This is a genomic window from Endozoicomonas sp. OPT23, assembly GCF_009653635.1.
GTDB lineage: Bacteria > Pseudomonadota > Gammaproteobacteria > Pseudomonadales > Endozoicomonadaceae > Endozoicomonas_A.
Window position 1 is genome coordinate 9,011 of record NZ_PPFD01000006.1, and the last position, 18,509, is coordinate 27,519.

The 18,509-nt window shown below is 48.0% G+C and carries 1 protein-coding gene (cut by a window edge); it reads left to right on the top strand.

Annotated features, from left to right (window positions below; translation table 11 throughout):
- A protein-coding gene (locus tag EOPP23_RS14155) for an anthrax toxin-like adenylyl cyclase domain-containing protein (RefSeq protein ID WP_153766663.1) crosses the window boundary here: on the top strand, positions 1-18,509 show its 5' portion. 12,529 nt of this gene lie beyond the right edge of the window; the window shows 18,509 of its 31,038 coding nt (coding positions 1-18,509); its start codon is at positions 1-3; the stop codon falls past the right edge of the window.

The window sequence follows — 18,509 nt, forward strand, 5'->3', positions numbered from 1 at the left end:
ATGTTATCCAGATCTAACTCTATAGGCTTCGGTCTATCAGAAATCGTTAATAAAGTTCTGAACAGCTATGAAAAGCAGCAAATCCTGATCAATAAAATAATCGAACATGAACAAGTATTCATAAACTCAAAGTTTAGCCAAAGAGAAAAATACAAGCTTGTTCTTGATTTAAAAGAACACGTCGATACATTTTGTCATCTTTTCCCTGATCGTAAGAAATATTTCTCCGATAGTATCTCTGATATTGATTTATTCCTTGTAGAGAACCTTGAAACAATAACGAAAAAGGTTCATCTGGTACTGCACTCCAGTCTTAAGGTCGAAGAGCTTACAGCGCTCAGACTGTGGATCTCCATTAACCCAGATTATGAATTTTTTATCTGGAAGGATCAGGCTTTTCCCCTCTCCTCTTTGTTACAACAAATACTGACATCGAATACTCTGGCACTGGAAGAGCAAGCAGAGCCATCAGCACTGGCAGAACATTTCTTGTTGGAACAATCGGATAGTTGGGATGTCATTCATTCAAATATTCAGGCTGGCAAAAGCCTGACAGAAGCATTAGACGAATTGCTTTCAGATAATTACGCAATAGAGCCTGACAGGGTTTCTGCTGCAATCAATGAATACGACGGACAGGTATCTTCGTTAACCGCTGAGTTGGAAGATACCGTTGAGTTTCGCGATCTGGATGAACTTTGGCAACAACAACCGCTTTTAAAAAACATTTATGCCAGAGAACTGGTATTGCGAGGAAACCAGCAGGCAGCAGCAAAACTGGCAGGTTATAACATTCTGTCTGAAGCTGGAGGAGTGTTCCTTACTGACCTTTCTTTTCTACCTATAAATCGTTCATTCTCAAACCAGAATGCACAACCTGCAATTAACTCCAGTGACAGCAATGAGGGTAGCACTGGTGAAGCCTCTGCTTCAGGACATACTGATCAGCCCGTCACTGATCTTGTCGTCAGCAAAACAGACAGCCTTAGACCGTTGAATTTGCTGGCCAGGGTGCTTGGGTTTCATTCAGAAGGTGACCATTCCGGGGATTCGGAAGCATTCAGTGATCAGGACATTAATGAACTGACATCAGTATTAAGCAGTCAGCCTGATGTTATTTTTCAACCACTGGGTGACATCCTTACCGTTCCCGGTGAGTTTAGTGTGGTTGAACTGAATGGCTTGATTCTCGAAAGCGCAGTAGCAGCAGCGGCTGATGGAGAACAGCTTGCAGATCTGCTTGAAAATATAACCAGTGATTATCAGCTTCTGGAAGACTACGGTCTGGATCAGTGGTCAGGGCTTGAACAACTGGCCAGAAATCAGCTGATTTTGCTTAACGGGTTATGGAGACGAGAGCAACCCCTGCAAAAGCTGGCATTTGCCCAGTACAGGCCAGAAACATTACAGGGAGATAATGAAGTTTCTGATCTTATTATGGGGGCGTGGGCACAGCAGAAACTGGGAAATGCGGATAGCAGGAATAACTATCGTCGACCTTTGCTAGCGAACGCAGATATTTCATCAAGCCATGAACTGGCTGAGCTATTACAGCAGAATACCGTTCAGTCATCCGTGGCTGCGCAACTGGCAGGACTTCCTGCAGACAATACTTCTCTACATAATCTCTATTTTGATACCCTTGAGCAGCAGGGACTTTCACCGGATGCTGATGGCTTTTTAAGAGAACAGTTGTTGGTCGGAGAGTTTGATCTGACACTGGCATTTGATCTGATTCCTGAGAATTTAAATGAAAGTTCTTATCTATCGCCAGCCGCTATTGAACTTGCCAGAGAAGCGGTTCATGAAAGTTTCTACAGTGCTTCTCAATCAGGATTGTTGCCAGAGAATATCAGTAAAACTTTTGAGTTATATCTCTCTCCACGGACTGGGCTAAAGGATACTGTTTTTATATCCGACAGCGGTGTACCAACTTTCTTATTGAGTGATCGCTTTCTAAGGGTAGATGAACCGCTTTTCCATGAAGACTCTATAGAAAGCCGGATGCCAGCGAACGGAATGGGCCGCAATGGTAGAATTCTTCAGCGTGGCAAGGGCTTATTGCTGCACCTCTTGGGGCAAGTGGTCAATGAGGCCGTCAATCCGGGTGAGTACTGGCAGGAGTTCACAGCCAGCCAGTTTCTTGCACTGCCAGGGCAATCTGGTCATCTGGATACCGGGTACGACTGCAAAATACCGAATATTCGACAACGTTTTATTCTTTCAATTCCTCCAGTAAGGGATGCTGAAAACGCAGTGTCGCCACTGGCCATAAATAATAAAATTGATTTCTATGCAGAAACGTTCGCTGCCAAGGTATTACAACTTCCTGTTTCTGAGTCCTCAGAGCAGGCATTTCATGATATTCATAATGCCCACGACCAGATTCAGACTCTGACAGAAACAGCGCCTTATCCGGAAGTGGATTTAAGAGCTTTACGTTTTGCCAGCCAAACCCGTCAGGTCAACACACTGACAGCACTTCAGGCCAGAATATTCCGTCATCAGTTTTTACACCTGAATGCACAGGAAGCGGATACGTCAGAACCTTTCACTGGTTTTGATTCTTATATCGTCGTAGAGGGTGAGGGCGAAGGTACAGGCTACCAGCAGGTGATCAGTGACCATCAGGCCACCAGTGTTTATGACTATCAAACAGGAAGGTTGCTGGATGTATACACGGCTCGGGACGATACGGAACTGCTTGACTCTGGCGTAGATATTCGTTGCCGCCGCGGTGCCGGAGACAGTTGTGGTCCGGTGCCTTCAAGACAGGATGTGGGTGATATTGCACCGGAACAGCTGGCTGGGAAGCTACTGACTTCGGAAGAGGCTATTACCCGTTCGGGGGTTCCGGCTGATGTCGTTCAAGCCTGGAGTCGGCTTGCCCAGCAGGAAGGTGCCTTGATTGCGGTCAGGCCGGTGAATCAGGATGCCGGTGAAGTACTCGCACATGGTCTTGGGCCAGGTATTGAATTAGCCACCAAAGGCTTGTCTGTGAAGGGTAAGTCTTCTGACTGGGGCATTCAGGCAGGGCTGATTCCATTTGATGCAGAACTTTCAAAAATCATAGGTAAACCGTCCGATGTATCTCTGGCCAACACGGCCAACCAGGCAGCTATTCAAACTGACAGTGTTGATGCTGTGCCTTTAAGGCTGAGCAGAGAAACGATCGGCCGACGGGTGGATAACGGCAAACTCAGAATTTTTTCTGAAACAGAAAGCATGATCACCGCCACAGCACTGGCAAAGATACCTACCGGACCAGAGCCCGACCAGTTCAAGTATGCCCAGTTCGAGTATCGTCTGGTTCGCGGCGACGATAACCTCTGGTCTGTGGAGTACAAAAGTCGTCAATACAGCTCACAGAACAGTGAGTTACAGTCGTACCGACCTTTATTGGTCATGGCTGACATTGATAACAGTTCCGGGCAGCCGGTTGCAAAGATCCTTACAGCAGATGCGGATCTTTTCGGTCTGTTCAAGAAGACCAAAGATATCAATACCTATCGTTTTGCTGATGTAGTCGCTCAGGCAAGAAGTTTTGACACACAGTTGAGCACAGGCAGAGGTGTTCTCGATTACAGCAGTCTGGTCAGACAAAAATGGCAGTCAGCCATTGACAGGGTGCGCGCCGGACTAGGGCAGAGCGAACGATCACAGTTTGATCCTGTATTGGGCAGAACCAACAGTTATCAGCGGGATTTGATTAACAAACTGAATCAGGAAGCGGCAGAGCTGGGTAAACCCGTATTGGTTCATCATGGCAGTGAGCAGGATAACCCTGACTATCTTGAAACGGATAACCATATTCTGTTTATCGATGATCAGGGTCGTGTTTTTCAGACAGAGACGCTGAATCAGGCGGACAAGGTTATACGATATTATGATCAGGCAGAAAACTACCTGACATACACCAATAAAAATTATAACTATCTGGACGATCCCACCAGAGTTAACAACCCCGGTTTACGCAAAGGACTTAATGGCAAGCAGGTTGTACTCAGCGGTCACTATGATCCGGAAGTGTCCAGACTGCTTATTCATCAGGCTTCTGAAGACGCTGGTCGAGTTCTTAGCAGCCCGGCCAGCATACCCGATGATGAGGCGCCTCGTGTCAGGACCGGTGATGGTATTGTTTATAGGCAGTTTGGTGATGGTTATACGGTTCTGGGCACCGAATCAAACCGAGTCAGGGTTGCTGTAACACCAGAAACTGAATACTCCGCACGGCCACTTCAGAACACCCGTATAGAACTTGATTTAAATGACTATCGGGCTTATCTCGCGGATGGTGGTAATCAGTATGACTTACAGGCCCACCTTAATCGTGTTGTAAACACTTTCCGAGGCGACAACCGTTTTAATGAAAACCTGTTGTACTACCTGGGACGTACTTATGGCGGTGACGGTGCCGGTGCTGCTACGGATGGCCGTGTTGTCGTACGGGTTCACCCTGAACTAAATCTGAATGAAAGTCGTGTAGATGCTATCAGTTCTGGTGAACCTGCGGTTATTCACCTTGGCATGAACGATGTTGATGGTGCGACACCGGATCGTGTCATGGCATCAGTGATGAATGATTTGTACGGGGTCGCTCTAGCCAAAAGCCTGCCAAATGATTCATCAGATCGCTCTCAGTTAATAAGACAAAATGCCCTCGAAACCTGGTCTCTGGATGAGTCTCTTATCAGTACTGAGCAGTATCGGCTCAGTGAAAGTCTGCAACGTGTCGCGCAGGAGCAACAGCCACCAGTTTTGTACAGTGAACTGGTCAGAGGCAGTGCCGGTGATTTTGACCAGCTGCCGGGTAATGGGGCTGATTTTGATACGTTTCTTCAATATCAAACTGAACGGACATCCGATGCACTGTCAGCATCGTTGAAACAATCTTTTGACTATGTGAGGGCGAACCCGGATGCCGATGTTTCTGAACTGGCTGGCGCACTGGTTCGCCATCATGACAGTCTTCAGGGCTGGGAGGCACAAAGACAATTCCGGTCAGCAGTAGGAGAAGAGAATCTCCGTCTGCTTCAGAGTGGTTTGAACGGTGTGGATAGCGAACTGACCGGCGAGTTCAGTTCCATGCAGCGCCGCTTCGAGGCCGACCAGAGGTCAGTCAGGGGCAACGATGGCATCGCCGAAGTCGTCTTTGATGGCAATAACGATGCGCATTTTGTTTATGACCCTTCCGAAGTTTCAGATGCACCGACCGGCCTTAAGCTTGAGATGGTGATCAGGGATGCAGACGGGCAAAGTCGTTTTGTATTCAATCCTGAAGATATTGATAAAACCGCCTATCAGTTGCTCTCAAGCCCTGATGATCCGGATCACCGTTACCTTATTGTTACGGATAGCCAGCAGGATAATTACTATGTCGTCAGAAGATTGGGACTGGACGAACAACTGACACCGCACCTGGCAGAACTGGTGGGAGACAGTTCGAATGATCAGACTGCTGTGGCAGACCAGAAAAAATCCCATCAGTTCTTTATTCAGGATGACAAACTGTACGTCGTTGTTGAAGCCCGGCATCCGGATACCCATGAGCGGGTCGCTTTTGTGCCTGATGGCGCGGAGCTTCGTCCGGATTTTATACGGTATGAAGTCCGGGAAGTTTACAGTCAAAGTATTCGGGACGGGGTTGCACGTAATGAGCAGGCGCTTGGACCTCAAAGACGACTGGTTCCCAATGATGAAACTGTCTTTATTCCGGTGGTTGAGGATAAGGATGGCAGGCTGTTTCAACTCTACAATGACCTGCATGATTCGGTAGCGACCGTTGAAGTTGATCCTGACGGCTATCCGCTTGATTTTGCGCTTCCATCAGAAAGTACCCAGCAGTCATTTATTGTTGAAAACGATAGGCTCTATCAGGTCGTTGAAGCACCTGCTGAAGGCAGTCAGCTCTATAAAGTCAGGGAAGTATTGACCGGCTCAGTACATTCTGCGTTGGACGGCATTAGCAGTGAATTGGGAGATGTTCAGGATTTTACGTTTAATGATGACGGTGCACGACTGACCACGATTGTCAGCGAAGTCGGCCAGCCCCATAAGGAGTTACTCGGTACGGTTGGTGAGGATGGAGAGCGAGTATTACGGACGATAGGCAGTGATGGCTACCTGTCTGACCAGACCACCGTTATTGAACGTCAACGACAACATCAGTTTATTCAGCAGGGTGAGCAACTCTTTTATAATCAGGGGCCGATTGCCGGGCAGACTGATGCCTACGCTGTTCTGGAAGTCGACTCTGTAACACAGGGGGTTGACCCGGACTACCGGGACAGCAGACCTGAGAGCGCCCGTCGAACTTTGACGGTTACGCCCGATGACCACGATTACGGTGTTCTGGATGCAACACCCGAAGCCGAACAAACCGTTATTTATGACATCCCCTATGAGGTTCTTGAAGACACAGCTAATCATCAGTTATCTCAGGTCATTGAAAACACATCAGAGGGTTATCGCCTGCAGCAACTAGCTGCAACAGACTCTGCGCCTGCCCAGCTTTACCAGCGAAACCAGCAGGTAACAGGTAATACTCGTCAGGATATTCTGGACACCAATGGTTACGATTTTGCCATTGCGGTAAATAGTGGCGATGAAGCTGCTGTTACGCTGAACGACAGTGACACTGTAAGAGATATTCCAGCCACTCAGAAACTGGTGCAATCTGCTGCTGATCACATCAATCCCCGTGAACCTCAACAGATCGGGCGTTTGTTCATATTGGCTCCGGAATCCTACGGTGTTGAGGGCGGAGTCCCTCGTATTGCTATTTATGTCACGCCTGAGTACCAGTCTGCTAACCCAGATGGTGCTGCGTCCACTGTGAATAATATTGGCACTTTACTCGATGGATTAGTTGAGCGTACAACTCAGGGTCCTGAAATGTTGAGTGCACTGGAATCTCCCGGTGTCGATGGGCGATTAGGCACCGTTGCTGATCTGTTTTCAAAAGGGTTGCTGGATTTTTCAACGGCTTCTACCCAGCCTGAAAACAATCTGAACATTCCGGATACTGCACGAACACTGGTGGTTTTACACAATGCGGAGGTAGCTGGTAGCCCTGTTGTTAAAGCAACAAACAGTGCATCTGGAAGTCCGGCTCTGGTGTATCTGAATGGTGAGCGTTATGCCAATCTGGAGCCAAGGCAACTAAATTCCGAAATAACAGACATACTGGCAAAACTGGTATATGCATCAAACCTTGTTGAAGACGGGGGGGCAGGTGTTGATGTTTTCAAAGTTGAAAATTCTATCAGGGATCAAATTGGCCTTCCTGCACTGGCTCTTGACGATAAGTTTGTTCAAACAGATGGTGCACCAGGTAGAGTCGGTTTTGAAATTGAGACCCGCAATGTTGAGATTGATGCACCACTGAGAGCAAGAGTTGCGGCAACCACTCCCACTGAGCTGGGCTTTCCACTGCTTGATATCACCGTAGACGGGTATGACGGCCACCATATTCTTGAAGTGGTCACGGCTCCTATGGCAAGAGAACAATATTCGGAGCAGTCAGCCTATTACACAGCCATCAGTACGTTTGACGAAGTACTGGATGGCGTTAAGGGAGGAACGACCGAGACAGTAGATGATCTGGTTACAAAATATAATAACCAACTGGAAACAAAACTGGGGGTCGATGAATTTGAAAAATACAAACTGCATACGGTTGAACAACACAAACAAGCAACAGTAATCAATCGAGCGGATGAAATTGGACTGAGTGGTTCGATACAAACCAATGTTCAGTTTGACTTTGAAGCAGTCGGCAACCCGTTATCAGGAATAGATCGGCTGTTTTCGGACAGTGGCAGCTCTTTCCAGAAGCAACTTCTCAGATACGCTCAACTTGAAGGAAGCAAGTTGGCAAAATCATTAGTGTCGATGCAATCCCCTGTACTTACATCCTTGATGACAGAATATCTGTTTAAGGCTGCGCTGGACGCTACCGATCCCAATTTCAAGCTAAAAAAAGAAAAAGCTGAAATGCAGCTGAGAATAGGAACGGCTGATGTCATTGCCAGCATCATTGATGATCCTCTTGCTGCTGATTTGAAAGCAGCTATCGACACTATAGGGTTTGAGGAGTTTGGCAGCAGGGTAGAAACAGCTGTCGATACAATTGGCCAAAAGGTCTATGGCCCGGATGTCTCTGGGTGGTCTGTGGACGGTCAGAAATTGGCAGTAAGAAACCAGTCATTATTTGGAGACCTGCTTGCTGAACGTGCCAGAAACGGCAGAATAGCGTTGCAAAATACAGCAGCCAATGTGGTTAGCGTACCAGAAACCGGGCGATTTCTTTATGAGCTAAATGCTATCAATGCTCCCTCAAGAGCACCTGTCCTGGAAAATAATGGGCATTATTATGTTGTTGCAGAGGTTCGCAGTTCTGGCCAGCATTTAAGAGAAGGGGCTTATGCCAATTTCCGAGATGCCGGAATAGAAGCCTCCCTGCAGATCCTACAAAACCCTGCGCTAGTGGCGAACGATTCCGCAGCCAGCTTTGAATTTATTGATCAGTTTACAGAGTCATACAGTGACGCAGATGGCGAACTGAAAACTTTCCTGAATAACGCAATGTCGGCACAGATAGAGAAGCTGGACGCCACACAGCGAGATAACCTGGAAAGAGCTCTACAGGCCTCATTTGATGAGCTGGCTGATGGAAATCAGCCAAACCCACGAAAGACGTTCGATGTAGATAGCTATCAACGGGTATTGCAGCCAGTTACTGAGGCACTTGTTAAAACAAGGCTGGCAGAAATAGTAGAAATAACTCTGAATGGTGCTTCACCGGATATGGATGCCAGTATACGGCTGAATCAGCTACTGGATCATCTACCTGATACTGACGCACTGGATATCACCCTTTCTGATAACCGAAAAATTCATGTCACTCTTGATGCAGAAAGAAGTTTCAGGAGTATCGATGTCCATGATGCAGGACAAAGTGGTGTAACCCTCGGGCGCAGGGATGACCTTTCATTCAATCCTGAGGGCAGTTATTACTACCAGACTGAAGATGGCAGCTTCGTTGCTGCCGGTGAGAACAATAATGGAGCGCTTCCTGATACCGTAATAAAACTGGATTTTGAGTCCTATCAGCAGCAGGCTGCTAATAACCTTAGCCGTGCCAATTTTATTGAAGGGGATCTGGATTATTTTGGCTGGTTACTGTCAGAGGGTGTGATAGCAAACAATAAAAACAAGCTCGAACAACAGCTGAGTCGCCAGACTTCTGATGGTATGCCAGCAAGTTCCCGCAATATTGAAATAAGTCTTCAGGCAGGGCTGAGGTTTGAACAGAGTAGATTAGAGCTGCCGGATAGTAACGATGAAGCTGACTCTGTAGTACGCATCATTGTTGGTACTCAGGATTTACCAGACTATGCCCCATCCGTTCTCGATAGCAAGCTCAGTGAACTATACGGTACGGCCAGTCTTTCTGCACTTTCATCTGTTGATGGAGCGAATATAAGTGTTCAGGAAAGTTTTGGTATCACCAACTCCCCGTTAGAACTAGGCAACCGAATAGGACTTGATGAGGGGTTGAACCAGGTTCGACTGCCAGAGACAACAGATACACTTTATCATGCTCTGGCACGTGAAAGTCGACATGACTTCGAGATAGCTTCTGGTAGCGATTCTGATCTGGCTAATGTAATCACCTTCTGGCGGCAGCAAGACACGGAACAGGCAAGACAAGCCTATGAACGTGCTAATACCTGGTTGGCAGAGCATCCTGACGACCCGAGTGCAGCTCTCCTGGCGACTGCTTTGGTTAATACCAGCCGTGATCTCCCGTCACCTGAACAGCGTCGTTCATTCCGTGCTCAGTTACCTCAGGAACTGGTCAGAAAACTGCGCAGTGAAACAGGTAACAGTGACTCGGGACTTGAACTGCAGCTATCAAAACTCAGTGCTCAAATCAGTCTTGATGGTCGATCCCAAGAGGCCGCAGATGGAGTTGGCCGTGTTGTTTCAGATCGAACCGATACTCCGCATATTGTTTTTAATCCCGCAGAAATAAATGCAAATCTGCCAGAGGGGCAACAGCCCAGTCAGGTAATAAGGCGACCAAGACGTGGCCAACGGCCTGAACGTACAGTCATGGTGGTGGAAGCGGATGATGCATTTTCAGACACTGGCTTTCAGATCATTCGTGGCAGTGATGGTGATAACGCTGAACTGGCCTTTCGTCCTCGTCTGCGTTCAGCTCGGTGTCGAAGGGGTACAAACAGTTGTGATGACAATGACAGCGTCACTCTGAAAAACTCTGATGACAGTGACTCTCTGACTGATGAGGTTAATGAAGCCAGAAGTCGGCTTACCACTCTGGCCGATGACCAGGTAGAACAGTATGAATTTGTGCGTCGCGGAGATGACCTCTATCTGATAGAGACGCTTGAAAACGGAGATGTTCAACAACGACGACTGGAGAGTTATCAGGTTGAAGTCAGGGATGAGGAATCGGGCGTTTCTGTTCTTCGGGAAGAAACCGTCAAGGCAAGTATTGTCGAAGCCATAACCGGAACTCAACCCCAGGGGGTTGGGAATGCTGAACCCTATATTGCCCAGACAAGTGATAAGTCTGCATTGGTACTGCTTGATAAAAGTACTAACCAGATATTTGAGGCACTTGAATCTAATGAAAGTGGAGAGACGCATACGGGGTGGCCATTAGATAATAATGAGCTGTTATCTTCTGTCGAAGAAAGTGCCATCAGGCAAAATGTACTGACGCTGGAAAACAGTGATGGCAGTGAAACACTGGCTGTTGAAGTTCGTTCTGCAGATGGGCAGGAAACACCTGACCAGCGTCTTCTTCTGGCATCCGCCGAGTTGTCATTAGATGACCTTGGCAAGGTGTCTGATGTTGCGGTTAAGGCAACGGATCCTGCACCCGCAGGGCGCATTTATCAGAATCGGGATTTCCCCGAGATCAAGTTTTATGTGTCTCCCGAGTATCAGCAGCAGGTACCGGATTTTGAAACACGTATCAGGGATCTGAGTACCGCACTTTCTGCTGAATTCAGTACTGATTTTGGTAAACGAGCCAGAGAATTACTGCAGCATAATCCCGCAGAAAAACCTGATACGATTAATGATATGGCCGAAAGAGGCTTGATACATTCTTCAGACCCTTCCAACCCCGCCATTGAAGACAATGCAAGGCTGTTGATTGTCCTGGAAACTCCGGACACAGAGCCATCAGGCCGTTTACCAGTCGCCTGGAGTGAAACGGACAGCAAGAATAATGGTGGAGGCAGCCTTAGTATCATCAGGGTTGATCCCACTTTTGGCGGAGAATCTGCCAGTTACGAACATTTCACACCTTACCTTTCCCGTTCAACGGATCTTTTCCGTCAGGTTATTCAGGGAGCAGAGCAGGTTGTCGGTCGGTATACCGAGAGAACAGCTGATAACCTCCATGAACTGGAAAACAATCTTAGAAAGCAGTTGGATTTACCTGAACTGGATGTCTCGGAAACAACGCTGCCTGAACAACGAGTACAACCGGGTACTGTTGGCTTTGAGGAAGAATTTTACGGTTTCAAGATCAAGGATACTGATGGTAACAGCCGCTACAATGGCCGCCTGGATCTAGCAGGCAGTAGACAAGGAGATGACGATAACCCGAGAATCAAACTGACTATTGATGAAGGTTTCGTCAAGCAGACCCGGTTGGAAATTGTCTATGGCTATCAGGACGGCTCGGAGTTTAAACAGAGTGGCGAGCAGAAGCCTGATTTTTATCGAGCCAGAGACCTTCTGGTTGAAGTGTTGTACTCGATTCCCAATGATGAAGAGGAGGGGGTTCGTGTTCAGACCATCGTTGAGCAGTTTAACGACAGACTCAGAGATGAAATGGGCTCTGCTGGTGATGCCTATCGTTTGACGGATGTTGAATATCCGGATTACAGGCTAGCATCATCCATTCCTGGTCTTAATCGAAACGAGCGGGGAATACAGACCAATGTTGCCATTGATTATCGTTCAATTGGTGATGTTTTCTCTGGTCTGGACCTTCTAGCGGGTTACAGGAGTGAGCAAAGAGCCTTATTCCGTCAGGCACAACTTGAAGGTACACGGCTGGCGGAAACGGTCTCTGCATCATCAAGCCCGGAGCTGAAATCTCTGATGACCATGATGGTCTTTCAGGAGTTGATGCATGGCCAGTCACCCGATGGCTCAGCGGATAAAACAAAACTGGACAGCCTGTTCAGGGCGGGTGCGGCTGATGCTGTTGCTTCTATTTTACCAGAAAGTGATATCAGGGCTCTTAAAACCTACGTTGATAACAGTTTTGACACACCAGACACCGGATTTAAAGCGCAGTTCAGGCAGTCACTGGACACTGCAACACAGTCTGTATTCGGTAAGGCGGCAACGGATAAACTAAATCTGTCGCGTACAGACATCAGAGTTTCCGACACCCTCAAAGTCACACTGAATGAGCGATACAGTAGAGTGATCAACCCTGGGGTTGAAGACTCTCGTTTTCTGGTCGGAAAAACACCCGATTCAAACACTGCAACGCTGCATGGTAATTCACGACAGGTTGTTGATACTGGCTCCGTTAACAGTCTGTCAAGAAGGCCTGTCTATACCGATGCCAGTGGTGACACCTCTTTTGTCATTCTTGAAGTGCGTCGTCGATACAATGTCTTTAATGAAATTTTGTTCCGTCCGACAAATGAGGCAGGAGAAACTGGCAGATTAAGCCTGATTCAGGGAACTGATTTGCCTGGAGGCAGTCACTCAGATTTAACAGGGGTCTGGGTTAATAATGTACAAAGGGCTCTTGAAGCAGACAACCCTGTTATCAGGGCAGAGTTGGCACAGAGAATTGCCAGTCTTGACCGCCAACAGGCAGAAAATCTGAGTCGTTCGTTTATTGCACAAACGGGTGATGGTGCCGCTCTGGACAGTCCTGCTAAACAACGTGCCAATCGTGACTTTGCCGAGGCTCTTAATAATCGTCGAGTTCAGGAGCTGCTGGCTGGCCGACCCATGGGGCTTCTACCTGAGCAGGATCAACAGGAAATAACCAGCCTGCTGGCTTTGCAGAACAGAGCCATCGAGAATGACAACCGCCCCCGGGTCACCAGAGATGCCCGTTCACAACTGGTATTAGGTCTCAGGAACGACCTGCTGTATTCAGATAATGGTCCTGGCTACAGCAAGGTGTCGGTTGACGACACTTCTGCGAATCCATCGTTTGAACTCTATTACAGCCGCAACAATGAGGCAGACAGTTCTCAGCTGCCTGAACTGCGCCTGACCATTGATCTGACCAGTTATCAGAATGCACTTCAGCAGGGGGTAGAAAGGGCGGCCCTGGTTCAGACGGATCTTGATTTTATCAGTTCGCTGGCCAGTCGTGGGGAAATCAAGGGTCAGGCAACACTGTTGCAGCGACAGTTTCAGGAAGCCGGGGTTGATGGTCAACCCGGACACCGTATTGAAATAACGCTGAATGGAGAACTGGATCTTCATGAAAGCCGAGTAATTTTCCCTGAAGGCAGTGATTCCAGTGAGCCTGTTCGGTTAGAGCTGGGTGTACACGACCGTCATGTCCTGCCTGCTAACACTGTCAGCCGAAAAGTTACCGAACTATACGGAGCGGCATTAATAGCCAGTTTTGATAAAACAGATGCGCCGCTGGCAAGAAGTTTCGCTCAAAACCGGTTTGGTATTAATGAGCTCAGCCTTAGAGTTGAACAAAGCCGTCAGATTGGTCTTTCAGAAAACTACAGTCTTGTTGGTCTCCCTGACAGTACCGATACCTTCTATCATGCGATGCTGGGTCAGGCACGTCATGACCTGATGATACGCAGTGGCAATAATACCAGCGACCTCAGGAACGCTCTGAATTTCTGGCAGGGGGTAGGGAGTAGTGACTTAGAACAGGCAATCAGCCGTGCTAATCGCTGGCTGTCAGACAATCCCGGTGATCCTGTAGCTATTGATTTTACCACGACCCTTCTTGAGATGGTTCGTGATCAGCCAGAAACTACCCGCAGGCAGTTTCTGGCTGACCTGCCGAGGGAGGCTATACGCACACTCAGGGATTCCCTGCCTGAAGATCAGTCACAACTCAAAAGACGACTGACAGCATTGTCAGCCAATATTGGCAGGGCCAGTGATTCTCTGGACGATGTCAGAACCCTGGGCAGGGCGATCAGTGTTGATGACCGGGTTGAAGGTTTTGTCTTTGGGCGACACGCTCTGGATGTACAGGTACCAGCCAATATAGAGCTGTCTACTGTCGTACAGCTTCAGAATCCCGGAGGGGAAGCAGGACGGGTTCTGGGGATTACTGATCGATTGCCTGATAATGCTGAAGATTCAGGTTTCAGTCTCTACAGAAACGGGCAGGATGATACTGATGCCATAGTGTTCAGACCCAGATTAACTGAACGTTGTCGTAGAGGTACGCCCGGCTGCTCACAGCGTAACAGCCTGATTATTGATGATGATCTGGCCGCTGATATTCCTTTGGCAGATGCTGTCGCACAGGCTGAGTCACAAAACTTTAACCTTGATGCCGGTGACGTTGACGAATTTTTCTTCTTCAAGCATGAAGACACATATTATTATCAGACATCCGGAGATGACGGCGATATTATCAGGCCGGTAACCAGCGGTAACCCTGTTGATGTACTTGGAGATAACCCTCCACTGGGTGAACCTGTTGATATTACCCTTGAGTTTGACGACTCTGAATTGACACTTCTGCGCCGCAAGGATGATGGTACCGTTTTTCAGGCTCTGGACGATGAATACGAAGGGGTTTATGAAGCACGGCCGCTAACGGATGGAGTCTTACTGCCCGAAATTACGCCAGACGACCTGGATAACCCCGAAGCAGATTTGCACGATATCTACCAGCTTCAGGATGAAGGAGCTGGTAGATATCAGCTCCTTGTTGAGGTGGACTCAAATCCGCAGGACAGTCCTGACAATAGCCGTCTGCTACTGGTTCAGGAAGCCTCAGCAACGGAAATCGGTAAAGCTGCAGATGTCTCTGTAGAGGCCAGTAAACCTGAGATACAGGCGGATGCACGATTACTTATTCATCCCGAGCATCCTGAAATTGCTTTCTTTATCACGCCTGAATTCGCTGAAAACCAGCCCAACCTGGACACCAAGCTGGAACAGATGGCTTACCATCTCTCTGATTATTTTGAGACATCGAACGGTGATGTCGTCAATCAACAGATTAAGAAACAGAGCGTTGTTCAGACACCGAATTCAATCAGCGAACTGGTTGATGCAAATCTGATTGAGACCCGTGCTGCAGATCAGCCCATCCCCGAGAATGTTCGAGTCATTATTAATCTGGAAGATAATCCAGGTGCAAGTGTGCTGCCGTCTGCCTGGAACAGGGGGGCAGCATCAGACACTGGTAGTTTAAGTGTTTTGCATGTTAACCCCGGCTTTGGTTTCACGGAAGAGCAGTGGGCCAGCAGGGCTATTTCCGAAGCGGATTATCGTCATCGAAGTCTTGACTTACTGACGCAGCTCAATATTGCCTCCGATCAGGCTGGGGGCACTTACAACGGAGACCTTGCAGCACTTGAAAATCGTTTCATTGAAGAAAACTGGGCCAGAACAGCGTTCGGAATTTCCCCTATTGAGGCCGATGGTACTGTTAATAACAGGGTAACCATAGATGCCGAACCCGGAAGAGTGGGTATTGAAGAGGAGTTTGTTGCCTATCGAATAAGCGACGGTTCGGGCAACGGCGAATACACAGGCAGTGGCTACGCAAAACTGGCGTACAGTGAAGCAACAGATCATGGTCTGCCGAGGCTGGAATTAACCACTGATTCTGCGGCTGGTGTTGGCAAGAAAAAAGAGCATCTGCTTGAAGTTGTTTACGGGCCACAGGAAGCGGAACGCTATTATGGCAGTAGTGATCAGGATTCATTGTTCAGCCGGGCACGACAGTTGCTCAAGGATACCCTGAGAGAGAATATCCCTGATTCCGGACAGGGACCAACACTGCAATTTCTGACGGACACTTTTAATAACAAGATCGATGCCGAGTTAGGTGAGGCCGGAAAAGCGTACCGGTTGAATGAAGTAAATTATCCGGAATTCAGGCTTTCTATTGTGAAGCCGGAAGCCCGTGATGGCTCATTTCTGGCCGCAAACAAAGATAGTTCCATCTTCAGGCAGCTAAATATAGCGGTTGATTTTGATGCCATCGGAGACAGTTTTTCGGGTATTGCGGATTTGGTCTCCTCAGATCCGGTACAGAAAAAACTGTTCAGGGATGCTCAGGTTCAGGGACAAAAGCTGGCACGACAAATCTCAGGCGATTACAGCCCGGAACTGTCCTCATTAATGACGATGGTTGTGTATCAGGAGGTATTGCACGCACAGTTTCCTGATAATAAAGCAGCAAAAACTCGCGTGCCTTCGCTGTTCAGAGCAGGGGCATCGGATGCTGTTGCTTCGTTTATGAGCCAGGGGGCCATTGAGCAGATAAAAGCTTATCGAGACGGTTCCGGAATCACCTCGTTTGGCAGAGAAATCATCAGTTCGGTTCGGAATATATACCAGGAAAATTTTGGTGCCGACTACAGCAGCGGTCTGAAACTGAAACGCTTGCCAGGCAGAGTGATAGGAACATTCGAAAACACGCTGAACTTAAGAGTGCAGGAAGGCAGCCCTTTCATTATTCCTGCCAACAGTAAGAATGGCAACCTGGATGACAGCCGATATGGAGATTTAGGTGTTGTCGCACCAAGGTCACGCAGAGAGCCATACACTGATGCTTCCGGTGATAAAAAGTATCTGGTGCTTGAGGTGCGAGAGCATGCACATCCGTTAAATGCCGACCACTCCAAAGGGTTTGATGGTGAAAGTATTGATGGTAAGCCTTATCGTGAAATTATCGGTTTAAGTCAGGGCAAGCGAACTCCTGACAGTTCACCAGAAACCAGGAAAGCCTGGGGCCAGAATGTCCTGCATGCCATGGAATCCGTTAATCCGGAGACCCTTGCGCAACAGAAACAGAATATGGAGCGTGTGTTAGCGGGTAGCTCTCCCGAATTCAACAACGAAATTACCCGACTCTTTCTGGATGAAACCAGAGTCATTGATGCCGGACTTGATGCTTATCAAACAGCGGTTATTCGCAACAGCAAACGACAATTTGCTGATGTTTTACTGCAAAGAAAACTACCTGCACTGCTCGATCAGCTGGCAGCCGGTACAGCTCTGACAGAACAGCAAAGACTGGAGCTAGGTCAACTTGTCAGTAGTGATGGCCAACAGGCTAATCTGGACATACAGATAGCGGATAGACAGGTTCATGTTGAGCTGCGCCCCGACCTGACCATTGATTCCTCTTATACCCTCAAGGATCAGAATCAGATCGTACTGGGGGTTGGAGATCTCGATCAGCAACAGGTTGATGCCAATAACAGAGGGCAGGCACTGGAAGTACTTGCCACAGAATTGCTTGGTACTGCTCGGTGTCGGCGTGCTGCGGGAAGTTGTAGCAGGGGCTCCAGCCTGGTGTCCCTGCAATGGGATGCTGAAGGAAGAAATGTCAGGGCGTTGGATGGACGGTTTCAAGTAGGAGAAACCATCGATCGGGTACTGCAACTGCGAGACCTGTCTGATCGATTTGAAAAACTCGGGCGACATCAGCTGGCCGGAGAGATCAGACATTCTATTGCAGACGTTCTGGTGCAACTGCAGCGGCCGGAGTTACTGGAATCCGGAACGTCGCTGGATAAAAATCGCGATTACATCAGGCAACAACTGTCCGGTCTTGAATCAAGTTCTTTACCTGCGCCTGATCGTCTAAAACTTGAGCGAAGATTCAGAAGTAAAATGAAGAAGCGTTCAAGGCCGGAAGATCGTCCTACACCTGATGTGATACTGGATGAGGTCAATGATGAAATAGATCACTTCCTTACCGATGGCAGTCTGTTGGATAGTCTGACTGAGCTGCAACAACAAGAACGTAACAATACTGCCCGACTGGCAGATGTAAACAGCCTTGACCAGATTGCCGGTGAATTCTTGTCATCGAGAACACCCTCTGTTGATGTTCCTGATATTGCCAGTTTGCCAGAGTTCCAAAAGGCACTGCTGAAAAGCACGCTGGAGCAGCTAAGTTCAAATTCCGATATTGTCTATCCGGAGCAAGCTATCAGAGCCAGTCTGGAAAGGTTGGCTGAAGTCGATGGCTTTGGTGATTATGTCGACAACATTGAAAGTGAGTTATTCAAAAACCAGGACTTTACGACACTGCTTGCAGACTACCAGCTATCCGGTGATACACAACGTTTTGACACAAGCAGGCAGAATATTATTGATGTTGATTCATCATCTCCGACGCTGTTTAGCATGGTCAGGAACAAGATGGTGCAATGGGATAATAATGAATCGGTAAAAAGGATCAATGCATTTGCTGATACCTCTGAAGTAAAAGGCTTTCAGATGGCTTTTGGTGGGGTTCAGGCCGCACTTGG